This is a genomic window from Streptomyces sp. Ag109_O5-10 (assembly GCF_900105755.1).
In the GTDB taxonomy this organism is placed as follows: domain Bacteria; phylum Actinomycetota; class Actinomycetes; order Streptomycetales; family Streptomycetaceae; genus Streptomyces.
The window spans coordinates 8135022-8157901 of the sequence record NZ_FNTQ01000001.1 but is presented as its reverse complement, the minus strand read 5'-3'; the positions used below and the strand labels follow the sequence as shown (position 1 = coordinate 8157901).

17 protein-coding genes and 1 pseudogene are annotated in these 22880 nt (G+C 73.5%); 9 read left to right on the top strand and 9 right to left on the bottom strand.

The annotated features are described in order from the left end of the window. Positions 1-32: 32 nt before the first annotated feature. Both BLW82_RS37175 and BLW82_RS37170 read right to left on the bottom strand, forming a co-directional pair. Entirely contained in the window at positions 33-1397 is a 1365-nt protein-coding gene (locus BLW82_RS37175; protein WP_093506031.1) for a chitinase, read from the bottom strand. Positions 1398-1591: 194 nt separating this feature from the next. Next, the gene (locus BLW82_RS37170) at positions 1592-3457 is read right to left on the bottom strand and encodes an ABC transporter ATP-binding protein (RefSeq protein WP_093506029.1); all 1866 of its coding nucleotides are present in this window, start codon (positions 3455-3457) and stop codon (positions 1592-1594) included. A gap of 225 nt (positions 3458-3682) precedes the next feature. Between BLW82_RS37170 and BLW82_RS37165 the strand changes: the two genes are divergently transcribed. Together BLW82_RS37165 and BLW82_RS37160 are read left to right on the top strand one after the other, a co-directional pair. After that, positions 3683-4666 (top strand): lysylphosphatidylglycerol synthase transmembrane domain-containing protein, encoded by a 984-nt coding sequence (locus BLW82_RS37165; RefSeq protein WP_256216074.1) that lies wholly within the window; start codon positions 3683-3685, stop codon positions 4664-4666. Between the two features lie 22 nt (positions 4667-4688). Continuing rightward, positions 4689-5453: a crotonase/enoyl-CoA hydratase family protein gene (locus tag BLW82_RS37160; protein ID WP_093506025.1), complete on the top strand. Its 765-nt coding sequence runs from the start codon at positions 4689-4691 to the stop codon at positions 5451-5453. Positions 5454-5636: 183 nt separating this feature from the next. Here the strand turns inward: BLW82_RS37160 and BLW82_RS46100 are convergent, their stop codons facing one another. After that, a complete protein-coding gene (locus tag BLW82_RS46100; RefSeq protein WP_305729062.1) occupies positions 5637-5762 on the bottom strand; it encodes a hypothetical protein in 126 nt (41 codons plus the stop codon). Positions 5763-6079: 317 nt separating this feature from the next. Here BLW82_RS46100 and BLW82_RS37150 point away from each other — a divergent pair, with 317 nt between their 5' ends. Continuing rightward, positions 6080-7156 carry a mechanosensitive ion channel family protein gene (locus BLW82_RS37150; protein ID WP_093506023.1) on the top strand — a complete coding sequence of 359 codons (1077 nt, stop codon included), beginning with the start codon at positions 6080-6082 and terminating at the stop codon, positions 7154-7156. Between the two features lie 234 nt (positions 7157-7390). On the opposite strand, the gene BLW82_RS37145 is transcribed toward BLW82_RS37150, so the two are convergent. Further along, positions 7391-8974 (bottom strand): M1 family metallopeptidase, encoded by a 1584-nt coding sequence (locus BLW82_RS37145; RefSeq protein ID WP_093506021.1) that lies wholly within the window; start codon positions 8972-8974, stop codon positions 7391-7393. Positions 8975-9188: 214 nt separating this feature from the next. On the opposite strand from BLW82_RS37145, the gene BLW82_RS37140 reads away from it, so the two are divergent. Beyond that, positions 9189-11405 carry an NADP-dependent isocitrate dehydrogenase gene (locus BLW82_RS37140; RefSeq protein WP_093506019.1) on the top strand — a complete coding sequence of 739 codons (2217 nt, stop codon included), beginning with the start codon at positions 9189-9191 and terminating at the stop codon, positions 11403-11405. A 26-nt stretch (positions 11406-11431) separates the two neighbouring features. Here BLW82_RS37140 and BLW82_RS44060 read toward each other — a convergent pair whose 3' ends face one another. Then, complete coding sequence (locus BLW82_RS44060) at positions 11432-11737, bottom strand: hypothetical protein (protein ID WP_143063734.1); 306 nt, start codon at positions 11735-11737, stop codon at positions 11432-11434. Positions 11738-11840: 103 nt separating this feature from the next. Between BLW82_RS44060 and BLW82_RS37130 the strand changes: the two genes are divergently transcribed. Then, positions 11841-12695: an N-formylglutamate amidohydrolase gene (locus BLW82_RS37130; RefSeq protein WP_093506015.1), complete on the top strand. Its 855-nt coding sequence runs from the start codon at positions 11841-11843 to the stop codon at positions 12693-12695. Then, positions 12692-13969, top strand: coding sequence for a cytochrome P450 (locus BLW82_RS37125; protein WP_093506013.1), 1278 nt, complete (start codon positions 12692-12694; stop codon positions 13967-13969). The genes BLW82_RS37130 and BLW82_RS37125 overlap by 4 nt, the downstream gene beginning before the upstream one ends. A gap of 4 nt (positions 13970-13973) precedes the next feature. Here the strand turns inward: BLW82_RS37125 and BLW82_RS37120 are convergent, their stop codons facing one another. The 3 genes from BLW82_RS37120 to BLW82_RS37110 are packed head-to-tail and all read right to left on the bottom strand — an operon-like array spanning position 13974 to position 16539. Next, positions 13974-14465, bottom strand: coding sequence for a hypothetical protein (locus tag BLW82_RS37120; RefSeq protein ID WP_093506011.1), 492 nt, complete (start codon positions 14463-14465; stop codon positions 13974-13976). Further along, positions 14462-15061, bottom strand: coding sequence for an RNA polymerase sigma factor (locus tag BLW82_RS37115; RefSeq protein ID WP_371131443.1), 600 nt, complete (start codon positions 15059-15061; stop codon positions 14462-14464). The genes BLW82_RS37120 and BLW82_RS37115 overlap by 4 nt, the downstream gene beginning before the upstream one ends. Positions 15062-15096: 35 nt before the next feature. Next, on the bottom strand, positions 15097-16539 hold the full coding sequence (locus BLW82_RS37110; RefSeq protein WP_093506009.1) for a S8/S53 family peptidase: 1443 nt from the start codon (positions 16537-16539) through the stop codon (positions 15097-15099). 112 nt (positions 16540-16651) lie between these two features. Between BLW82_RS37110 and BLW82_RS37105 the strand changes: the two genes are divergently transcribed. Both BLW82_RS37105 and BLW82_RS45840 read left to right on the top strand, forming a co-directional pair. Beyond that, complete coding sequence (locus BLW82_RS37105; RefSeq protein WP_093506007.1) at positions 16652-19255, top strand: CHAT domain-containing protein; 2604 nt, start codon at positions 16652-16654, stop codon at positions 19253-19255. A 2-nt stretch (positions 19256-19257) separates the two neighbouring features. Next, positions 19258-19571, top strand: a pseudogene (locus BLW82_RS45840) (MFS transporter); the annotation flags it as partial. Positions 19572-19694: 123 nt separating this feature from the next. On the opposite strand, the gene BLW82_RS37095 reads toward BLW82_RS45840, so the two are convergent. Beyond that, positions 19695-21431 (bottom strand): LuxR family transcriptional regulator AbsR2, encoded by a 1737-nt coding sequence (locus BLW82_RS37095; RefSeq protein WP_093506005.1) that lies wholly within the window; start codon positions 21429-21431, stop codon positions 19695-19697. A gap of 94 nt (positions 21432-21525) precedes the next feature. Between BLW82_RS37095 and BLW82_RS37090 the strand changes: the two genes are divergently transcribed. Beyond that, the gene (locus BLW82_RS37090) at positions 21526-22605 is read left to right on the top strand and encodes a beta-glucuronidase AbsR1 (RefSeq protein ID WP_093506003.1); all 1080 of its coding nucleotides are present in this window, start codon (positions 21526-21528) and stop codon (positions 22603-22605) included. Positions 22606-22880 lie beyond the last annotated feature (275 nt).

The window sequence follows — 22880 nt, the reverse complement described above, 5'->3', positions numbered from 1 at the left end:
TGGTTCTCCTTGGAGGCGGCGTGCGGAGGGGGTCAGCCGGTGTATCCGGCGAAGACGCGCGTGTAGTCCCAGTTCGACTGGCTCACGCCGGAGCAGCTGTCGGCGGAGCCGCCGGTGCAGGGCCGGTCGCGGTTGGCGGACCAGAAGGTGAGCCGGGCCAGGTGGTGCTGCTGGGCGTAGGCGAGGATGGTCCGGAAGTCGTTGACGGTCACCGTCTCGTTGTTGTCGGTGATGCCGTTCATGGACGAGATGCCCATGTCCCGGTAGGCCTGGTCGTCGCTGTAGTGGTACGCGTTCTTCAGCGCGTTCTTGAGCCCCTCGGCCGCCTGGGTGGTGAGGTTGCCCATGTTCTGGCCCGCGCCGCCGAAGTCGAATGGCATGATGGCCCAGGCGTCGACGGTCAGCCCGGAGGACGCGGCCCGGTTGATCAGGCTGGTGTCCGGACCGCTCTGGCCGGTGCCGATGGTGATGTAGACCTTCAGGCCGGAGTTGTTGGCCTTCACCGTCTTCAGCGCGTCCACGACCCGCTGCTGCACGGTCCCGCTGCTGTAGGCGTCGGCTTCGAGGTCGATGTCGATGGCCTTGAGCCCGCCGTAGGCGTTGATGACCTTCTGGTAGGCCGCCGCCAGCTCGCTCGCGCTGGAGCAGGAGCTCTCCAGCTTGTTGCCGCTGTAGCCGCCGAAGGACGGGATGACGTCACCGCCGTTGGCCCGCACGGTGTTGATGGTGCTCTGGTCGACGCCGCCGGTCAGCGCCCGGCTGCCGTCCCACTGCGGGTTGCAGTAGCCGTTGCTGAGGACGAACGCGAGCGTGTAGTACTTCACGCCGGTCGCGTTGGTGATGGTGGTCGGGCTCGGCGGGTCGCCCCAGCCGTTGTAGAGGTAGGGGGCCACGGCCATCGGCGACGACGGGGTGGTGCCGCCGCCGTCGGCCGCGGGGGCCGTCCACTTCTGGTTGGCGGTGCCCGCGCAGGTCCAGATCTGTATCCGGGTGCCGTTGGCGGAGTTGTTGTCGGTGACGTCCATGCACTTGTTCGCCTGCGGGTTGACGATGTCGTTGGCGGACGACACGGTCCACTGCTGGTTCGCGCCGCCAGTACAGGTCCACAGTTGCAGCTTGGCGCCGTCGGCGGTCGAGTTGCCGGTCACGTCGAGACACTTGCCGAGGGCCCGGAGGGTGCCGTCGCTGCCGCGGGTCCACTGCTGGGCGGCGGTCCCGTTGCAGTCGTAGAGCTGTACGGCGGTGCCGTCGGCGGAATTGGCGCCGGCGACGTCGAGGCACTTGCCGGCGAGGCCGGTGATGGCGCCGGTGGCGGCCTGTGCCGGGGAGGCGGCGAGCAGGCCTGCGGAGAGCGAAAGGGCGGCGAGGGCGACAGCCGTGGGAAGGGGTCTGGCCATTGCGGAGGTTGGCCTTTCACGCGGGGGGCGGCAGCACGGAGTGCGCCCAACGCGCGTGGGGTCACTGGGCGTTGGGCACATCCGTGAGGCTTTGTTTAAGGCGTGAAGCTAAAGGTCCGGACCACGGCCGTCAAGTGGGGGAGCGCTCCCCTTGGCCACTCACAGGAAAATATGACGGCGGTGTGAACGCTCCGTCAGGGCGTGGTCACCTCCGCGAACTGGGTGCGGTGCAGTTCGGCGTACCGGCCGTCCGCCAGCAGGAGTTCCTCGTGGGTGCCGCGCTCCACGATTTCTCCCGCTTCGACCACCAGGATCTGGTCGGCGGCCCGGATCGTCGACAGCCGGTGCGCGATGACGACCGCGGTACGCCCCTCCAGCGCCTCGGCCAGGGCCTCCTGGACGGCCGCCTCCGAGGTGTTGTCGAGGTGGGCTGTGGCCTCGTCGAGGATGACCACGCGCTGGCGGGCCAGCAGCAGCCGGGCGATGGTCATCCGCTGCCGCTCGCCGCCGGAGAGCCGGTAGCCCCGCTCGCCGACCACCGTGTCCAGGCCGTCGGGCAGCGACCGGACCACCTCGCCGAGCCGGGCGCGGTCCAGCGCGTCCCACAACTCCTCGTCCGTGGCGGCGGGTTGTGCGAGCAGCAGGTTGGCGCGGACGGTGTCGTGGAAGAGGTGGCCGTCCTGGGTGACCATGCCGAGGGTGGCGCGCAGCGAGCCGGCGGTCAGGTCGCGGACGTCGGTGCCACCGATGCGGACGGTGCCCTCGTCGACGTCGTACAGGCGCGGCAGCAGCTGGGCGATGGTGGACTTGCCGGCGCCGGAGGAGCCGACGAGGGCGATCGTCTGGCCGGGTTCGGCGCGGAAGGAGATGCCGTGCAGGACCTCGCTGCCGCCGCGCGAGTCGAGGACCGCGACCTCTTCCAGGGAGGCGAGGGAGACCTGGTCGGCGGCCGGGTAGGCGAAGCGGACGTCCTCGAACTCGACGGCGACCGGGCCCTCGGGGACCTCGCGGGCGTCCGGTTTCTCCTCGATCAGGGGCTTCAGGTCGAGCACTTCGAAGACCCGCTCGAAGCTGACCAGCGCGCTCATCACCTCGACACGGGCCCCGGCCAGGGAGGTCAGCGGGGCGTAGAGGCGGGTCAGCAGCAGGGCCAGGGAGACCACCGCGCCCGGCTCCAGGGTGCCGCGCAGGGCGAACCAGCCGCCGAGGCCGTAGACCAGGGCGAGGGCGAGGGAGGAGACCAGGGTCAGGGCGGTCATGAACACCGACTGGGCGGTGGCGGTGCGTACGCCGATGTCCCGGACCCGGGCGGCGCGCGCGGCGAACTCCGCCGACTCCTCCTCGGGGCGGCCGAAGAGCTTGATCAGGGTGGCGCCGGGCGCGGAGAACCGCTCCGTCATCCGGGTGCCCATGGCCGCGTTGAGCGCGGCGGCCTCCCGCTGCATCCGCGCCATCCGGCCGCCCATCCGGCGCGCGGGCACCACGAACAGCGGCAGCAGCACCAGCGCGAGCAGGGTGATCTGCCAGGACAGGGTGAGCATCACCACGAGCGTGAGCAGCAGCGTGACCAGGTTGCTGACGACGCCGGAGAGGGTGTTGGCGAAGGCCCGCTGGGCGCCGATCACGTCGTTGTTGAGACGACTGACCAGCGCTCCCGTACGGGTACGCGTGAAGAACGCGACGGGCATCCGCTGCACATGATCGAACACAGCCGTGCGCAGGTCGAGGATGAGGCCCTCCCCGAGCGCCGCCGAGAGCCGCCGCCCGAGCACCCCGAGCGCCGCCTCCGTGACCGCGACCAGCGCGATCAGCAGCGACAGCCGTACGACCGTGCCGGTGTCGTGGCCCGACACGATCGCGTCGACGACATGGCCGGCGAGCACCGGGGTGGCGACGGCGAGCAGGGCGGTCAGCACACCGAGGAGGACGAAACGGACTATGCCGCCCCGGTGCGGGCGGGCGAAGGCGGCGATACGGCGCAGCGTGGCCCGGTCGAACGGGCGCCGCTCCTGCTGGGCGGTCATGACGCTGTGCAGCTGCGTCCAGGCGGTGGTTTCCATACTCATGAGGGAGAACGTAGGACCTCAAGCATCGTTGAGGTCAATGTCCGCTCGCCGTCCCCCCGTACGAAGGACCCGATGAGCCCTGCGCAGCCCCCGCTCAGCGCCACGAAGCCGCAGGTGGGCTTCCCGGTGGACCTCCCCCCTCACCCGCTTCCCGGCCGTCATCCGGTGTCTCCTCTTCCGCCACCCGCAGTTGGGGCGGCGCGGAAAACCTCTCCCGGTGTGACAGCGGTACGCATCCCCGGCTTCCGTGAGAGCCGTCTCCCCCGGCTCGCCCGCCGTGTTCCCTGGCGGCACGTCCTCACGCTCATTCCGCTCGTGCTGGTCGCGGTCATCGCGGTGCAGCACTGGCCGGTCCTCGTCGAGGGCTTCGGCCACCTGCGCGACGCCTCCTGGCCCTGGCTGCTCGCGGCCGGCGGTGCCACCTGCCTGAGCTGGGTGGCCGCGGCCTTCACCCGGCAGGGTGCGGTCGTCCAGCCGCTGCCCCGCTGGCGGCTGCTGGCCACCCAGCTCGCGGCGGGCTCGGCCAACCACCTGCTGCCCACGGGTCTCGGCTCGGGCGCGGTCAACCTGCGGTTCATGACCGTGTGCGGGGTGCCGCTCGCCACCTCCTCCGCCGCGCTCGCCCTCTATCTGCTCGCCGAGTCGATCGCCCGCGTGGGCCTGACGGCCGTGTTCTTCGTCGCCTTTCCCGACGCCCTGCGGCTCGACGGTCTGCTCCCCGACGGGGGCGTCGGACCGGTCCTGGCCGTCGCCGGCGCCCTGGTCGTCGTGGCGCCGGCCGCGCTGCTCCTGGTCCGGCGGGTGCGCGAGCCGCTGTTCCGCTTCGTGCGCAGCGCCCTGGGCGAGGCCCGCTCGGTGCACACGCGGCCGTCCCGGGCGCTGGCGCTGTGGGGCGGCTCGCTGGCCTTCCCCGCGCTCCAGGCGGGCGGTCTGGTGGCGGTGGGGCGGGCCCTGGGCCTCGACGTGCCGCCCGCGCACGTGGCGCTGGCGTACCTGGCGGCCACGGTCGCCGTCGCCCTGATCCCCACGCCGGGCGGCCTGGGTTCGGTGGAGGCGGCGCTGATCGTGGCGCTGGTGGCGGCCGGCGGCCCGGTGGCGGTGGCCACGGCCGTCGTCCTCGCGTACCGGATCATCACCGTGTGGGTGCCGTTGCTGCCGGGAGCCCTGACACTGGGAGCGCTGGTGCGACTGAAGGTCATCTGAGAGCTCGCCGCGGAGGAAACGCATGCCGGTCCGTCTGGAACGCAAGGGTCCCGTCACCACGGTCGTCCTCTCCCGGCCCGGGGTGCGCAACGCGGTCGACGGGCCGACGGCGGCCGAACTGGCTGACGCCTTCCGGGAGTTCGAGGCGGACGACGAGGCGCGGGTGGCGGTGCTGTGGGGTGAGGGCGGCACGTTCTGCGCGGGTGCCGACCTCAAGGCGATGGGCGCCGGGCACGGCAACCGGGTCGCGCCGGACGGCGACGGCCCGATGGGCCCGACCCGGCTGCGCCTCTCCAAGCCCGTGATCGCGGCGATCGCCGGGCACGCCGTTGCCGGGGGCCTGGAGCTGGCTCTCTGGTGCGACCTGCGCGTCGCCGAGGAGGACGCGGTGTTCGGCGTCTTCTGCCGCCGCTGGGGCGTGCCGCTGATCGACGGCGGCACGGTACGGCTCCCCCGGCTGATCGGCACCAGCCGGGCGCTGGACCTGATCCTCACCGGCCGCCCGGTCCCGGCCCGCGAGGCCTACGAGATGGGCCTGGCCAACCGGCTGGTCCCGCCCGGCGGTTCCCGCGAGGCGGCCGAGGAGCTGGCCGCCTCCGTCGCGGCCTTCCCCCAGGCCTGCCTGCGCAGCGACCGCGCCTCGGTGCTGGACCAGGAGGGGCTGGCCGAGCCGGTGGCGATGGACGCCGAAATCCGTTACGGCATGGGCGTGCTGGCGGAGGGCCTGGAGGGCGCGGCCCGGTTCGCGGCGGGGGCGGGCCGGCACGGCTCCTTCACGGGTGACTGACCAGCCACTCCAGCGCCGCCCCGCCCGCCTCGGCGCCCGCCCGGGCCGCCGCCCGGACGTCCGGTCCCGGCCGCCGGACCGCCGGCGGCGAAGCCCCCCGGGCGCCCTGACGATCACTGCGCGACAGCCCGCCGCCGAGCGGCAGGCTGCGTCAACCGAGCGTCGTCAGGAGGGTGCCGAGGGTCAGGTGCGGACCACCTCCTGGCCCTGCTCCGTCGCCGGTCCGGTCCGGGCCCCGGCGGTGTCCCTCCGGGCGGGCCAGGAGAGGACGGGGGCGGTCATCACCGTGGTCACCAGGGCCACGGGCACCGGTGCGGAGAACAGGGCGTCGCCGACGACTCCGGCCCGCGAGGCCGACGTTCAGGGCGATGAGCCGCATGAGCCCGCGGGCGTTCATGAGCGTGCCCACGCGGACCGCGACCGCCGGCGGCTCGCCCCTGAGCCGGGCCGCCGCCCAGCAGCCGCCGAACTCGCCGGCCACGGCCGGCACCACGGCCGCCGTGCCGAGGAGCCGGGTGTCGTCGCGCAGTCCGGGCCGGTGCACGGTCAGGGCCGGCAGCGGGCGCCCGAACCTCCGTGCGGATACGGCAGGATGGGCGGTTGCACTACCGAAGGGGAGGTAACCGGTGAACCGAGCGCTCACCGTTGATGACCTGGTCCTGGCCGGAATCGCCCTCGCGGCGGGCCTGCTGGCGGCCTTTCTGTCGCGCGGGCTGCTGCGCTGGCTGGCCAGGCACGCGAAGCGGACCCGCTGGAGCGGTGACGACGTCATCGTGGACGCGCTGCGCACGGTGGTCCCGTGGGCGGCGCTCGCGGGCGGGGCGGCGTCCGCGGCCGCGGTGCTGCCGCTGACCAGGACGGTCCAGCACCACACGAACCAGTGCCTCCAGGCGCTGCTGATCTTCGCGGTCACGGTGTCGGCGGCGCGGGTGATCGCCGGGCTCGTGCAGTCGGTCACCCAGTCCCGCTCCGGGGTGGCCGGTTCGGCCACGATCTTCGTGAACATCACCCGGGTGCTGGTCCTCGCGATCGGCCTCCTGGTGATGCTCCAGACACTGGGCATCTCCATAGCGCCCCTGCTCACCGCGCTGGGCGTGGGCGGCCTTGCGGTCGCGCTCGCCCTCCAGGACACCCTCGCCAACCTCTTCGCGGGCATCCACATCCTCGCCTCCAAGACCGTCCAGCCGGGCGACTACATCCAGCTGAGCAGTGGCGAGGAGGGCTATGTCGTGGACATCAACTGGCGCCAGACGACCGTCCGGCAGCTCTCCAACAACCTGGTGGTCGTCCCCAACGGCCAGCTGGCCAAGACGAACATGACCAACTACACGCGCCCCGAGCAGCAGTTGACGATCCTGGTGCAGGTGGGTGTCGCCTACGACAGCGATCTGGACCACGTCGAGCGGGTCACGCACGAGGTCATCGCCGAGACCATGACCGGGATCACCGGCGCGGTCCCGGACCACGAACCCGCCATCCGCTTCCACACGTTCGGCGACTCGCGGATCGGTTTCACGGTGATCCTCGGCGTCGGCGAGTTCAGCGACCAGTTCCGCATCAAGCACGAGTTCATCAAGCGCCTGCACCGCCGCTACCGCGAGGAGGGCATCCGCATACCGGCGCCGGCCCGCACGGTGGCGCTCCAGCAGGGGGCCGTGGTGATCCCGCACCAGCGCACCCGGGAGGAGACGCCGGCCGAGTAGCCCGGTGCGTCCGGGGACCACCATGCCGCGGACCGGCGACTTCGGTTCGGTGCCGTCCGGCGGACGGGCAGCGCGGCCCCGGTGCTGGTGCGCAACGGCGGCCGGGCCGAACTCCACCTGCTGGTGGAGCCCGCCGGACAGGACCGCCGGCTGCGGCCCGGGGAGGCCGTGTGCGTCACGTCGTAGGCGCCGAGTTCCCCCCGGGCCGCCCCGAGCCCGCCCGGACACCGCTGGTCACAGCGTGGCCGAGTTGTCGTGGTGGTGGCCGCCGCGCAGGCTGTGCGGGGTGGCCGGGGACGGGGTCACCGGGGTGACGGTCCAGTCGGGGTGGCCGGGCATGCGGGGGGTCGTGGTGCCGTAGAGCCAGTCGCGGAGGAAGCCCGACCGGTCCTGGCCGGTGACCTCGCCGGCCACCGCGATGTAGTCCTCGGTCGAGGCCGAGCGGCGCCGGAAGCGCTCCAGGAAGGTGCGCTCGACGGCGTGGAAGGCGTCCTCGCCGACCAGCTCGCGGAAGGCGTACAGGACCAGGACGCCGCCGAGGTAGCGCTGGCTGTCGAAGAGGTCGGCCTCGTTCGGGGCGGCCACCGGGCCGGAGTCGTGGCGCCACTGGTCGCCGCGGGCGTAGGTGTCCTTCATCCGGGCCTCCATGGTGGTCATGCCCAGGGAGTCCGGCCAGCCGCGCTCGTAGCGGTAGAGCAGCCCGTAGAAGTCGGCGTGGCCCTCGTTCAGCCAGAGGTCGGCCCAGGTGGCGGGCGAGACCAGGTTGCCGAAGTAGGAGTGGACCAGCTCGTGCATCATGTGCGAGCCGATCTTCGCCTCCTCCTGGAGCAGGAAGCCCGGCTTGTAGAGGGTGAGGGTCTGGGTCTCCAGGCCCGTGAAGTCGAAGGCGTCGGGGTCGTCGGAGTTGCAGGGCAGCAGGCCGTACGTCTCGAACGGGAAGGCGGCGCCGAGCCGGTCCTCCAGCCAGGCCACCTGGCCCGGGGTGAGGGCGAGCGCCGGTTCCAGGGCGGCGGCGCGGGCCGTGGGGACGACGTCCCGCAGCGGCAGGCCGTGCGGGCCCGGCCGCTCCCTGACCACGTAGTCGCCGACGGTGATCTGCACGAGTTCGGTGGCGAGCGGCGAGCGGGAGCGGTACGCGTACGCGGTCCGGTCGCCCGGCAGGTTCTCGACGCAGGTGAGCAGGCCGTTCGCGACGCCGCGCAGGCCGCTCGGGACGGTGATGCGGAAGGTGAAGTCGGCCTTGTCCGAAGGGTGGTCGTTGCACGGGAAGACGGTGTGCGCGGAGTTCGGCTGCGGGCAGATCGCGAAGCCGTCGGGGGTGGGCACCCAGGCGGTGTGCGGGAGGGGGCGGCGCGGGTCGGCCGCGTAGGTCACGCACACGGTGGCGTCGGCCCGCTCGCGCAGCGGCCGGGCGGGGGTGATCCGCAGTTTCTCGTCCGCCTGCGCGAAGGCTGCGGCCCGGCCGTCGACCCGGACGGCGGTCACGTCGAGGCCCAGGGCGTCCAGGGAGAGGCGGGACAGGTCCTGGGTGGCGCGGATGCGCAGGGTCGCGGTGGCGTCGACCAGGCGGGTCGTGGCGTCGTAGGCGAGGTCGAGGTCGTAGGCGTGGACCCGGTAGCCGTCGTTGCCGAGGGCCGGGTAGACGGGGTCGCCGAGGGTCTCGGAACCCGGAGCGGGTGTGCTGCCCCCGGTCCTCGCGTCGCCGCTTGTCTCCCCCGCGGAGAAGGGACGCGCGAGGGCCGGGGCCCCCGTGGCCAGGACGGTCGCCGTGCCGAGCAGGGCGGCCGCCGGGGCCGTGACTCTGGTGCGATATCTCATGGTCCGCTTTCGCTCGGGCGGGCCGGGTGGTCGGTCCGGCCCACCGGGTCGGTGGTGGCTCGTTTGTCATGACCACCCTTGTGACCGATCCGGTTGCCCGTCGTATGACAACCGGACAACCGGATCTTCCGAGTCGCGGACCCCTGTCGAGCACGGGTCGATCAGGAGATATCTTGATGTCGAGCAATGTTGCAGACGTGGAGCGGAGCACCCGGTGACTGACTCGACCATCATCTACACCTACACAGACGAGGCCCCGGCCCTCGCGACGCACTCGTTCCTGCCGGTGATCCAGGCGTACGCCTCGCAGGCCGGTGTCGCCGTGGACACCCGCGACATCTCGCTGGCCGGGCGCATCATCGCCGTCTTCCCGGAGTACCTGAACGAGGACCAGCGCATCCCGGACGCGCTCGCCGAGCTGGGCGAGCTGGCCAAGACGCCCGAGGCCAACATCGTCAAGCTGCCGAACATCTCGGCGTCGATCCCGCAGCTGAAGGCGGCCGTCGCCGAGCTCCAGGGCAAGGGCTACGCGCTGCCGGACTACCCGGACGACCCGAAGACCGACGAGGAGCGCGACATCCGCGCCCGCTACGACAAGGTCAAGGGTTCCGCCGTGAACCCGGTCCTGCGTGAGGGCAACTCGGACCGCCGCGCCCCCGCCTCGGTGAAGAACTACGCCAAGACCCACCCGCACCGCATGGGCGCCTGGACCTCCGAGTCCCGGACGAACGTCGCGACCATGGGCGAGAACGACTTCCGCTCCACCGAGAAGTCCGCGGTGATCTCCGAGGCCGGCAAGCTGAGGATCGAGCTGGTCGCCGAGGACGGCACCACCACGGTCCTCAAGGAGTCCGTACCGGTCCTCGCGGGCGAGGTCGTCGACGCCTCCGTGCTGCACGTCGCGCAGCTCAACGACTTCCTGGCCGCGCAGGTCGCGCGCGCCAAGCAGGAGGGCGTCCTGTTCTCCGTGCACCTCAAGGCCACGATGATGAAGGTCTCCGACCCGATCATCTTCGGCCACGTGGTGCGCGTCTTCTTCCCGAAGACGTTCGCGAAGTACGGCGAGACGCTCAAGGCGGCCGGCCTCTCCCCCAACGACGGTCTGGGCGGCATCCTCAAGGGCCTGGAGAACCTGCCCGAGGGCGCCGAGATCAAGGCCTCCTTCGACGCCGAGATCGCCGAGGGCCCGGCCCTGGCGATGGTCGACTCGGACAAGGGCATCACCAACCTGCACGTGCCCTCCGACGTCATCATCGACGCCTCGATGCCGGCCATGATCCGCACCTCCGGTCACATGTGGGGCCCGGACGGCCAGGAGGCCGACACCCTCGCGGTGATCCCGGACTCCTCCTACGCCGGTGTCTACCAGGCCGTGATCGAGGACTGCCGGGCGAACGGCGCCTACGACCCGTCCACCATGGGCTCGGTCCCGAACGTGGGCCTGATGGCGCAGAAGGCCGAGGAGTACGGCTCCCACGACAAGACCTTCGAGATCGCCACCGCCGGCACGGTCCGCCTGGTCGACGCGGCCGGCAACGTCGTGATCGAGCAGCCGGTCGCCGCCGGTGACATCTTCCGCGCCTGCCAGACCAAGGACGCGCCAATCAAGGACTGGGTGAAGCTGGCCGTCACCCGCGCCCGCGCCACCGGCGACCCGGCCGTCTTCTGGCTGGACGAGGACCGCGCCCACGACGCGCAGCTGATCGCCAAGGTCCGGCAGTACCTGCCGGAGCACGACACGGAGGGCCTGGACATCCGGATCCTCTCCCCCGTCGAGGCCACCAAGCTGTCGGTGGAGCGCATCCGCCGCGGCGAGAACACCATCTCCGTCACCGGCAACGTGCTCCGTGACTACCTGACCGACCTGTTCCCGATCCTGGAGCTGGGCACCAGCGCCAAGATGCTGTCGGTCGTCCCGCTGATGGCGGGCGGCGGCCTGTTCGAGACGGGTGCCGGCGGCTCCGCGCCGAAGCACGTCCAGCAGCTGGTCAAGGAGAACTACCTGCGCTGGGACTCCCTCGGCGAGTTCTTCGCCCTGGTGCCGTCCTTCGAGCAGTACGCCGACTTCACCGGCAACGCCCGCGCCAAGGTGCTCGCCGACACCCTTGACCGGGCCACGGCGACCTTCCTCAACGAGGACAAGTCCCCGACCCGTCGCGTCGGCGGCATCGACAACCGCGGCAGCCACTTCTACCTGTCCCTGTACTGGGCTCAGGAGCTGGCGAAGCAGACCGACGACGCCGAGCTCGCGAAGGCGTTCGCGTCGTTCGCCGAGACGCTCACCGCGAACGAGCAGCAGATCATCGACGAGCTGCTCGCCGTCCAGGGTTCCCCGGCCGACATCGGCGGCTACTACCAGCCCGAGAAGGCCAAGGCGGACGCGGTCATGCGTCCGTCGGCCACCTGGAACGCGGCCCTCGCGGCTCTCTAGCCCGCCTGGCCCTCCGGGCCGCCCCGTCACCGTCTCCGCCCCGGCAGCCACCCGGCCCGCCGGGGCGGAGCCGTGTCCGGCCCCGTACGCCCCTCGGCCCGGCCCGGTCGGTGGCCGGTGGGGCCGTCCCCGCGGAACGCCCCGCCACCACGGGGAACCGGCCGCCGCTCGGTCCGCTCGGCGGGCGTCGCGGCCGGCTCGGCGGGCATCGCGGCCGGCTCGGCGGGCATCGCGGCCGGCTCGGCGCCGACGGGGGCCGGCGCGAGCCGGTTCGGCAGCCCGGCCGCGCACAGCGTGAGCGCGGACTTCGACTGGATCTCGGCGGTGAACAAGCGCTGACCCGCCGATACGCACGCGCCGACGGCGCCGGCCCGTCGGTGTGACACCGTGGTCCCGTCCTGCACGCCACCACGGACAGAGCACCCGGAGCCGCCCGTGTCCCAGCCCTCGTACGCCCTCCTGCCCGGCGCCGACGAGTCGCCCGTGATCCTGCACGTTCCGCATTCCGCGCGGGCGGTCCCGGCCGGTGTCCGGGCGGACATCGTGCTCGACGACGCCGCCCTGGAGCGGGAGCTGGACCACATCACGGACGCGCACACGGCCGAGATCGCGGCGGCCGCGGCCGGGCTGGCCGCGGTGCCGCCCTGGCGGTTCGTCAACGGCCTGTCGCGGTTGGTGGTGGATCCGGAACGGTTCCCGGACGAGCGGGAGGAGATGCTCGCCGCCGGGATGGGGGCCGTGTACACGCGGACCACGCACCGGGGGGTGCTCCGGGAGGAGCCGTACGACCCGGGGCCGCTGGTCGAGCGGTACTTCCGGCCGTACGCGCGGGCGATGACGGAGGCCGTGGCCGGGCGGCTGGCCGCGACCGGGCGGGCCGTGGTCATCGACGTGCACTCCTATCCGAGCCGACCGCTGCCCTACGAGCTGCACGGTGCCGGGCCACGGCCACCGGTGTGCCTCGGCACGGACGCCTTCCACACGCCGGCCCAGCTGACGGAGGCGGCCCGCAGGGCCTTCGCGGAGTGCGGGGAGACGGGACTGGACAGCCCGTTCGCCGGCACCTACGTACCGCTGGAGTTCTACGGGACGGACGCGCGGGTCACGGCACTGATGGTCGAGATCAGGCGCGACCTCTACATGACCGAGCCCGGCGGCCCGGCGGGCCCGGGAGCGGACCGGCTCGCCGCCGCCCTCGCCGCCCTCGTGGACGCCGCCGGACGCCGGCCCTCCGGCTGGAGCACTCCGGCAGGACACGGGGACGAGGACCGTACGACCGTGGAGACATGACCTCGGAGAGCACCGCGCCCACCTCGCCCACGGAGCCGGCCGGATCCGGGACGGCGGGGCCGCTGCCGCCCGGGTTCGAGGCCGCGCCGCCGGTGCGGGACTGGCCCGCGCTCGAACTGGCGGGGACGGACTTCGACCCGGTCCTCGCGGCTCTGATGGCGGAAGGGCCGGTGACCCGGATCCGGCTGCCGTACGGCGAGGGCTGGGCGTGGCTCGCGACCCGCTACGAGGATGTCAGGACCGTCACCAACGACCCGCGGTTCAGCCGCGCCGAGGTCACCCGGGGTCAGGTGACCCGGCTGGCCCCGCACTTCAAGCCCCGCCCCGGCTCGCTGGCCTGGGCCGACCAGCCCGACCACAACCGGCTGCGCAAGCCGCTCGCGGGTGCCTTCACGGTCGGCGCGATGAAGCGGCTGCGGCCCCGCGCGCAGGAGATCCTCGACGGGCTGGTCGACGGGGTCCTGCGGGACGGGCCGCCCGCCGATCTCGTCGAGCGGGTGCTGGAGCCGTTCCCGATCACCGTGGTCAGCGAGGTGATGGGGGTGCCGGAGGCGGACCGGGAACGGGTGCACGCCTGGACCCGGCGGATCATCTCCACCTCGGGCGGGGCCGAGGCCGCCGAAACGGCCAAGCAGGGGCTGTACGGGTGGATCACCGAGACGGTGCGCGCGCGGGCGGGCAGCAGGGGCGAGGACGTGTACTCGTTGCTGGGGGCCGCCGTGGCCCGCGGCGAGATCGGCGAGCAGGAGGCCGTGGGACTGGCCGGCCCGCTGCAGATCGGCGGCGAGGCGGTCACCCACAACTGCGGGCAGATGCTGTTCCTGATGCTGACCCGGCCGGAGCTGAGCGCGCGGATGCGGGAGCGCCCCGCGGAGCGCGGGCCGGTCCTCGACGAGCTGCTGCGCTGGATCCCGCACCGCAGCACGGTCGGGCTGGCCCGGATCGCCCTGGAGGACGTCGAACTGAGCGACGGCACCCTGGTCGCGGCGGGCGATCCGGTCTACGTCTCCTACCTCGCCGGCAACCGGGACCCGGCCGTCTTCCCGGACCCGGACCGCATCCTGCCGGACCGCGATCCCAACCCCCACCTCGCCTTCGGCCACGGCACGCACTACTGCACGGGCGCGGTCCTGGCCCGGCTGCAGACCGAGCTTCTGGTCGACACCCTCCTCGACCGGCTGCCGGCGCTGCGGCTCGCGGTGCCTGCCGAGGGGGTGGAGTGGCGGCGCAGGACGATGATCCGCGGGCCGCGGACGCTGCCTGTCACCTGGTGACGCCTCACGCCCGCAGCCACTCCGTCACGATCACGTCCCCGCCCGTGCGCAGCCGGAGCGCGAACGGGCCGGTGGGCGGGGTGTCGTGGGTGAAGCGGCCCAGGGCGTCGACCGTGAGCGGATGCGCCGCCGCCGGACCGCCGAGCACCTCGATGCGTGCGGACTGCGGGGGCAGCAGCTGGCCGAGCAGCCCGTCCTCGGTGACCTCGACGTCCACGGTCAGCTCGCCCGCCTGGAAGGTCAGCATGCGGGGCGGGTCCTCGACCCCCCGCACCGGGATCGCGTCGACCAGGGAATCGAAGGTCAGCTCGGCGACCCGGGCGTCCAGGTCATGCAACAGGTAGGCGTCCATGGCCAGTTGAAGCAGCCCGGAAGGGAGCGGGTCGAGGACGGCGGCCGCGCCGCGCAGCTCCTCCTCCAGCAGGTCCGCGTCGAAGCCTGCGTCACCCGGAACCCCGTCGAGGGCCTCGTCCGCCGGGAACTCGTCGTCGCTCATACCGCACCCCTCGCGTCGAGCCGGGCCCGCAGCCGGCGCAGACAGCGCTGGCGCAGCGGGCCGATGCTGCCCACGGCGATGCCCAGCGCGACGGACACCTCGACATAGCTGGGCGGCGGCGAGGCCATCAGGACCCGCAGCAACTGCCTGCAGCGGTCACCGAGTTCCTCGAACTCCTGCCACAGCAGCCGGATCCGCTCGGCCTCGTCCGCCTCGTCCTCCGCGTCGATCAGGGACTGTTCGGGCGTACGGTCCTCGCTGACCCGGTCCAGGACCTGCGGATCGTCGGTCGGCAGCAGCCGGGTCAATCCGCGGATCACCTTCAGGCACTCGTTGCGTGCCGTGCTGGCCAGCCAGGAGCCCGCCTTGTCGGGCTCCCGGATGCGGCCCAGGTGCTGGGCGAACCGGAACCACACGGTCTGGTACACCTCGTGCCCGTCGGCGTCGGAGAGCCGGTGCGCGCGCACCACCGACCACACCAGGGGGCTCAGCCCCTCCACGAGCGCCTTCCAGGCCGCCGCGTCGCCGTCGACGGCGGCCCGGACCAGCGCGCCGGCCTCTGCTCGGTCCACGGTCCCACCCCTCGTGTACGGCAAGTCATGGTACGCCGTGGAGGGGAGTGTTCCGGAACTCAGGCCGTGGCCGCCGGCATCACGACCGGCACCGGCTGCCAGCCGGCCGGGCGGAGCGCCGGTACGTGGGCTCCGCGCACCTCCGCGTACTCCGTGATGCCCTCCAGGAGTTGAGCGCGCGCCGCGCGCGGGTCGGACTCCTTGAGCGTGGTCATCCGGTCGGCGACGAGGCCGGCCACGATGGGGGTGGCGAACGATGTTCCACTCCACTGTGCGAACCCTTCGAACATCACTTGGTCCGGTTTGCCGGGACCGGTCGTCCCGGTGTCGGTCAACACGCCGGTGTGGCGCGGGTACTGGCAGGTGCAGGCGTAGCTGAAGCCGAACCGGCAGGCGTCGTAAGTGGTGTGCTGGTACACGTACGGCACGGGCGCGTCGAAGCCGGCCATGGCGCCGATGAGCTGCTCGCCGGGGGCGAAGACCTTGACCCAGCCGCCGTGGTTGGTGAAGCAGGCGCCGTACTCGCCGTCACTGCGCAGCGCGCCGACCGAGAGGACGGTGTCCTCGTAGCCGGGCAGGTCGGCGCAGGCGGCGGGCCAGAAGCGGCTGGCGCTGCCGTTGTTGCCGGCGGCTGCGACGAGCAGGGTGGACTGCTCGCGCAGGGCGTCCATGAAGGCCTCGACGGCGAGCAGTCCGTCGGCGCTGCCGTTCGGGGTGCCGGCGGAGAGGCTGATGATGTCGGGCCAGCCGTGCTGGTCGATCGCCTCGAAGAGCCTGGCGCCGAACTCGGACTCCAGGATGGCGCCCGCGTCGTTGAGGGTGTTGGTGACCGTGATGTCGGTGTTGGGGGCGAGGGCGGCGATGAGTCCGGCGATGAACGTGCCGTGGCCGACGTACTGCTGCAGGACGCCGTCGGCGTCGGTCTCGTTGAGCTGCGGGTCGCCCTGGACGCGGGCGAGGAGCGGATAGGTGCGGTAGTCGTGCACCAGGCCGGTGTCCATCACGAGGACGCTGACGGCGGTGTCCGGGTCGTAACCGCCCTCCACAGGCGCCGGGTTGGGGGCCTGGGTGAGCAGGGCGGGGAGCGGTTCGCAGGGGTTGCAGGAGTTGGCGTTCGGAGTGGTGGACACCACGTGGTTGCGGCTGACCAGGCGGCGGCCGGCGCGGCCCTCGGTCTCCCGCAGGGCGCGCAGCGCGTGGCCGACGGCGGGGTCGGCGGTGCGGTCGCGGTGGTTCGGGTCGCCGACCCGGATACGGGTGACCCCGGTGCGGTTGGTCTCCGGTCCGGTCCTGCCCACGTGGTCGGCGACGAGGCCGGCGGTGGCGGTGAAGTGGGCGCGCACGGTGTCCTCGACGACCCGGGCCTCCTCGCCATCGCGGGCGAGGACCACCCCCTTCTCGTACAGGAACTCCGCCGCGTCGTCGGGCCCCATCGCCAGTGGAACGTCCGGCATGGAGCGCTGGATCTGCTCGAACTGCTCATGGAATCGCTGAGGTGCCATGGCCTGTCTCCTCCCCCAGAAACGGCGTTCTTCAGTCAGACTCGCGAAGCCGCCGCTTGATACAGCGTCAAACCTGTGGGGCATGTATGCCCAGGCCACTACCATCCGAGGGGTGAGTGCGGGAAGCGATTCGGTTACGGAACTCCTGCCGATGGTGTTCGCCGCCCCCGGCGAGGCCCTGGCGCGGGCGGAGGGTGTCCTGCGGGCCGATCCGTCGCCGCTGGACGCGTCCGTCGCGCACCAGGTCATCGGCATCTGGCAGCGGGACTTCGGGGATCTGGCGGTCGCCCTCGACCATCTGCGGCAGGCCCGGGACTGGGCGGCGCGAGCGGACTCGGCGGAGCGGGAGGCGGACGTCCTCGGCACCCTCGGGGTCGCCCTGGTGCACGCGGGGCGTACGCGGCAGGGGCTGGCCGTGCTGGACCGCGGGGTGGCCCGGGGCAACGGGCACACCCGGGCGCGGGTGCTGTACCGGCGGGCGTACGCCGGGTGGGTGCTCGGCCGGCACAAGGAGTCCCTGGAGGACCTGCGGCGGGCGATACCGGTGCTGCGGCAGGCCGACGACGTCATCTGGACCGCGCGGGCGCTGAGCGTGCGGGCCACGGTGCATCTGGCGATGGGCGCGGTGGAGCGGGCCGACGCGGACTTCACGGCGGCGGAGCTGCTCTGGGAGACGACGGGCCAGGAGCACGACAAGGCCGTCGCCGTGGAGAACCGGGGCCTGGCCGCGTACCGCTCCGGCGACATCCCGGCGGCACTGCGGCTGCTGGCCGAGGCCAAGGAGCGGTACGACGAGCTGGGTACGCCCTCGTTCATGCTGTACATCGCGCGCTGCGAGGTGCTGATGGCGGCCGGTCTCGCCCCGGAGGCGCTGGCCGAGGCGGACGCGGCGATCGCAACCCTGGACCGGATCGGCGGGCAGTCCACCCGCAAGGCCGAACTGCTGCTGACCGCCGCCCGGTCGGCGCTGTCGACCGGGGACGCGCAGACCGCGGTCGCCCGTGCCGCGGTCGCCGTACGCCTCTTCTCGGGGCAGCGGCGGAGCTGGTGGGAGACGCATGCGCGGCTGGTGCTGATCGAGGCGCGGGTGGCGGGCGGGGCCGCGTCGGGGCGGCTGGTGCAGGACACGGCGGCGGTCGCCGACCGGCTGGCGTCCTTCGGTGCGCCGGCCGCGCCGGAGGCCTCGCTGCTCGCCGGGCGGATCGCGCTGGCGCTGGGCTGGACGGCGGACGCGGAGCGGCATCTGGCGGTGGCCGCGCGCAGCCGGCACGTCGGGCCGCCGCTGGCCCGGATGACCGGCTGGGCCGCACAGGCGCTCCGGGCGCGGGCGGCCGGTTCGGGCCGCGGCGTCCTGGAGGCGTGCCGGCGCGGCCTCGACGTCCTGGACGACCACCGGATGACCCTGGGCGCCTCGGAGTTGCGGGCCCGGGCGACCGCCCAGGGCGCCGAGCTGGCGGCGCTGGCCCAGCAGGTGAGCCTCGCGCACGGCGGCCCGCGCCGGCTCCTGGAGTGGAGCGAGCGCTGGCGGGCCACGGTGCTGTCGACGCCGCCGACCCGGCCGCCGGCGGATCCGGCCCTGCTCGCGTCGCTGACCGCGTTCCGGGAGATCGCCTCCCGTGCGGAGGAGGCCCGCCGGGAGCGCCGTCCGGTGCCCGCCCTGGAGCGTGAACAGCGGCGTCTGGAACGGGAGATCCGCGCCCGCACACACCACACCCGGGGCGACGCCCCCGGCGGCGGCGACCGTTTCGCAACGGCCCGGCTGCTGGAGCGGCTCGGCGACGCCCGGCTGGTCGAACTCGCGGTCCTGGACGGGCGGGTGCACGTCCTGCTGTGCGGTCAGGGCCGGGTGCGGCGCTTCGCGGGCGGTCTGCTGGCGGAGGCGGTCGCCGAGGCGGAGCACGTCCAGGCGGGACTGCGGCGGCTCGCGCACCCGGGTGCGGAGGGGCGGCTGCCGGTGGTGGAGGCCGCCGGGAAACGGCTGGAGGAGCTGCTCCTCGGCGCGGCGGCGGACCACCTCGGCTCGGGCCCAGTGGTGATCGTCCCGCCGGGGGCGCTGCACCGGGTGCCGTGGGCTCTGCTGCCTTCCCTCCGGGAACGGGTGCTCAGCGTGTCACCGTCGGCGTCGAGCTGGCTGCGGGCCCGGGAGACCGAGCCGCCGCCGGGCGGCCGCCATGTGCTGGTCCGGGGGCCGGGGCTGGCGACCGGCGGCGCGGAGGTGCCCGAAGTGGCGGGCCGGTACGCGGCGGCGCGGATCCTGGAGCACGACGAGGCGCAGGTTCCGCGGGTCCTGGAGGAGTTGGACGGTGCGGCGCTCGCCCACATCGCGGCGCACGGCACGTTCCGCGCGGACAGCCCGCTGTTCTCCTCGCTGCGGATGGCGGACGGCCCGCTGATCGTGCACGACTTCGAGCGCCTCGCCCGCAGCCCCTACCGGATCATCCTCTCCAGCTGCGACACGGCCCGTCTCGCGTCGGTCGGCGCCGACGAACTCCTCGGTCTGGTCACGGCGTTGCTGCCGTTGGGCACGGCCGGAGTGGTGGCGAGCAGCGCACCGGTCAACGACGCGGCCGTGGTTCCGCTGATGCTGGCCCTGCACAAGGGGCTGGGTGCCGGGCTGTCGCTGGCGGAGGCGCTGCGCGACGCCCGGGCCGCCCTGCCGGGCGATGCCCTGCACCAGGCCACGGGATGGGCGTTCGCCGCGTTCGGGGCGGCCTGAGCCTCAACGTCACCGACGACGCGCTCCCTCTCGTCCTGGTGACTCGGTGGCACGCGTCCCCGACGTGGCCGGCAGCCGTCTTCGTGACGAGCACGGTGCTGGTGGTCACCCTGCAGGCGCCGGTCACCGTCCTGTTGTCCCGTTTCTCCCGGCGGACCGCGCCGGCTGTCGCCGGTGTGGTGGTCGCCGCGTCCTGCCTCGGCTTCCTCGCGGCCACCTCGCCGGGACCGACTGGAGTGCCCCGGCCGTCGCGGCGGTGTCCGTGGTCTGCACCCTCGGCGCGATCGTCTGCGCCCGCAGCGCCACGGAGCTCGTCATGCACCCTCACCGCCGCGACGCTGCTGTCCGCGACCGGCGTCGCCACCGAGCAGGACCGCAGAACGCGGCTGAGCGAGCGCCCGCGCCGGGCGCGGACGGGCTCCTCGGCTTCCCGGTCCTGCTAGGCCGACTGCCGGTCCGGCTGGTCCACCAGCCAGGGCAGTGCCGCCCGGTCGTTCGCGCCGAGGCGGGTGTAGGCGCTGTAGAGATGGTTGCCCACCGTGCGTACGGACAGGGTCAGTTGCTCGGCGATCTGCCGGTTGCTGAGACCCGCGGCGGCGAGGGTGACGATCTGCCGCTGGCGGGCGGTGAGTTCGCCGAGCACCAGGCCGGACAGGGCCGGGGTGCGGGCGCCCTGGCAGCGGCGGACGAGGGCGAGCGCGCGGGTGCGGGACATCCGGGCGGCGCGCGGGTCGCGGTGGGCGCGGACCGCCTGGGCGTGCGCCTCGGCCGCGAACAGCAGCAGACCGCGGGCCGCCAGCGCCTCGGCCGCCCGGTCCAGGGCGGGTCCGGCGCCGCGGGCCACCGCCTCCGCGTGCCGGCCGAGCACGCCGTCCAGCCGCGCCGCGGCCGCCGCGGCCCCCTCGGGGTCCCCGAGCCGTACGGCGCCGTAGTGCGCGAGACCCCCGTCCCCGCGCACTACGGCGTCCTCCCCCCGTTCGGCGGCGGCACGGGCGAGTTCGGTACGGCAGGCAGCGTCGCCCGGCGCCGCCCGCAGTCCCTCCCTCGCCCACGCCGCCGCCTCTCGCAGCTCCCCCCGAAGCCACGAGTACCGGGCACGCACGGCCGCGTACCCGGGCGGTACGGGCAGGTCTGCCGCCGCCAGCCACTCCCCCACCGGGGCCGGCACCTCCCGTACGTCCAACTGCTCGATGCACTGTTCCAGTTGTGCCTGTTCGGCCTTCAGGGCGGCCGCGCACTGCGCGGGGGTGCGGGCCAGCCGGCGGGCCCGGAGCCGGCCCGCCGAGGCGCGCAGTGCCGGGCCGTGCAGGGGATGGGCGAGGCGGACGGCGCCCCGGTCGTCGACGTGGACGAGGCCGTCGGTCTCCAGCCGCTCGAGGGCGGCCAGGTCGGGGGCGTCGTCGAGGTGGAGCGGCAACGGCTCGGCGAAGGCGAGGCGTTCGAGCGTGTCGCGCTCGCCGGGCCCCTGCCCGTCCAGCAGGGTGGCGATCCGGTCCCGTACGGCCGCGGTGCGGGGCAGCGGGCCGCGCCAGGCCCATTCGCCGGTGTCCGGGACCCGGGTCAGCGGGCCGGACCCGCGCAGCGCACCGGCCAGGTCGCGCAGCAGCCGCAGGTCGCCCCGGCACACCCGGTGCAGGCGGCGCACGGTCAGCGGCTCCAGGCCAGTGCCTTCGAGCAGCGCGGCCGTCTCGTCGTACGGCAGCGGCGCCAGGGCGAGGTGGGTGAGGAGCTCCCCGGTCCACAGCCGGGAGACCGCGCCGGGGACGGGTGCCGTGCCGGTGGCGGCCACCACGAGGCGGGTGCGGCCGTGCGCGGCGAGCTGGTGGACGAGGGCGGCCGAGGCCTCGTCCAGGAGGTGGGCGTCGTCGACGACCAGGAGCCGTACCCCGGACAGGTGCCGGACCGCGCCGGGCAGCGAGACGCGGTCGGAGAGCAGGTGCGCGAACGCGGCGAACGGCAGGGCGCCGGTCTCGGGGGTGCCCGTCACCCGGACGCAGTCGGTGCCGTGGACGGCCTCGGTGATCAGCCGGGTCTTGCCGACACCGGCCGGGCCGGTCACCACGACACCCTGGCGGCCGGCCACCGACGCCCGCCTGACCAGCTCCAGTTCGTCCTCCCGGCCGGTGAACGGCCAGGGCAGTTCGAGGGTTCGCGCATCCCGTCCGTAAGTCGTCACGTGAGTATGAGCCGCGTTACTCAGCTCTGATACAGGGGGACTTGAGTAGCTTCCGACTCAGGCGTGCGGCGGGGTCGAACGGCAGTCTGGGCGCATGACCCGACGCTACTGCTCGCTTCCGCAGCAGCCTGCCCCGGCGTTCGCGCCGGGACTGGCCGCCGAGCGGCTCGGCGCGCTCGTGAGCGGACGGCGGATGTGGGTCAACGGGACGGTGCTGCACTACTACTTCTTCGACGCCGACACGGACGCCTCGGTGATCCCGGTCCCGGGGACCGGGGAGACCCGCCGGGTGCCGTGGGCGGGTGCGAAGGAGCAGCGGGACGTGGTGCGCGAGTGCTTCCGGGAGTGGCAGGACCTCGGCATCGGGGTGACGTTCGCCGAGGTCTTCGACCGGTGCGAGGCGGAGCTGCGGATCGGCTTCCAGCCGGGGGACGGGTCCTGGTCGGCGGTGGGGCGGGACGCGCTCTCGGTGGGGGCGGGCGAGCGCACCATGAACCTGGGCTGGGACCTGACCGAGCCCGGCGGACGGTGGACGGCGCTGCACGAGATCGGGCACGCGCTCGGGATGCGGCACGAGCACCAGAACCCGTTCGCGGGCGTCCACTGGGACGACGAGGCGGTCTACGCCGACCTCGCCGGTCCGCCGCATCACTGGAGCCGGGACCGGACCCACTTCAACATCCTGCGCACGCTGGATCCGTCCGAGGCCAACGGCTCGGTGTGGGACCCGCAGTCCGTGATGCAGTTCCCCTTCGGTCCGGGGCTGGTCCTGGAGCCTGAGCAGTACCACGGCGGCCTGTACCCGCCGGGGTCGCTGTCCCCGGCCGACAAGGAGTTCGTGCTCCGCTGGTACCCGCCGGCCGAGCCGCCGGCCGAGCTGGTGCCGTTCCGCTCGGCGCCGCTGTGCCTGGGGCCCGGCGGCCAGGCGGACTTCGCCGTGGAGCCGCCGGAGACCCGCGTCTACAGCGTGGGCACCTTCGGTGAGAGCGACTCCGTCGTCGTGGTCTTCGAGGAGCGCGACGGGGAACCGCGCTACCTCGCCGGCCACGACGACGGAGGCACCTCGCACAACACGAGGATCAGGGTCAGGCTCGTCAAGGGCCGCCGCTATGCCGTCCGCGTCCGTCTCCACTCCACGTGGGGGTCGGGGGAGACAGCGGTCATGTGCTGGTGAGAGCACGGACCGCGGCGCGGAGGTCGGACCACTGTCCGGCGCCGGGGGAAGTGGCCGCGGCACGTAACCTTCGGGGGAGGGATACGTGCCGCGGCCACACCGCGTCTTGCCGGAGACCGTGCGGACACCTGTCCAGGGGCGCGAGGAACCGCCTCCGGGGCGAGGGCAGCAGTGCGGTGGCGTCGAGAACGGCCGGCCGGGGGTCGTCCAGGTGGGTCGCGCGCGGGGCGCCGTCGACCAGGGGGCCGGGCAGCAGGGTGGTCAGGGCGGGCGGT

What these genes read in the sequence shown, in the direction of transcription:
- BLW82_RS37175 (WP_093506031.1), bottom strand. Translation starts at nt 1,397, where the DNA reads ATGGCCAGACCCCTTCCCACGGCTGTCGCCCTCGCCGCCCTTTCGCTC.
- BLW82_RS37170 (WP_093506029.1), bottom strand. Translation starts at nt 3,457, where the DNA reads ATGGAAACCACCGCCTGGACGCAGCTGCACAGCGTCATGACCGCCCAG.
- BLW82_RS37160 (WP_093506025.1), top strand. Translation starts at nt 4,689, where the DNA reads ATGCCGGTCCGTCTGGAACGCAAGGGTCCCGTCACCACGGTCGTCCTC.
- BLW82_RS37145 (WP_093506021.1), bottom strand. Translation starts at nt 8,974, where the DNA reads ATGAGATATCGCACCAGAGTCACGGCCCCGGCGGCCGCCCTGCTCGGC.
- BLW82_RS37125 (WP_093506013.1), top strand. Translation starts at nt 12,692, where the DNA reads ATGACCTCGGAGAGCACCGCGCCCACCTCGCCCACGGAGCCGGCCGGA.
- BLW82_RS37120 (WP_093506011.1), bottom strand. Translation starts at nt 14,465, where the DNA reads ATGAGCGACGACGAGTTCCCGGCGGACGAGGCCCTCGACGGGGTTCCG.
- BLW82_RS37110 (WP_093506009.1), bottom strand. Translation starts at nt 16,539, where the DNA reads ATGGCACCTCAGCGATTCCATGAGCAGTTCGAGCAGATCCAGCGCTCC.
- BLW82_RS37090 (WP_093506003.1), top strand. Translation starts at nt 21,526, where the DNA reads ATGACCCGACGCTACTGCTCGCTTCCGCAGCAGCCTGCCCCGGCGTTC.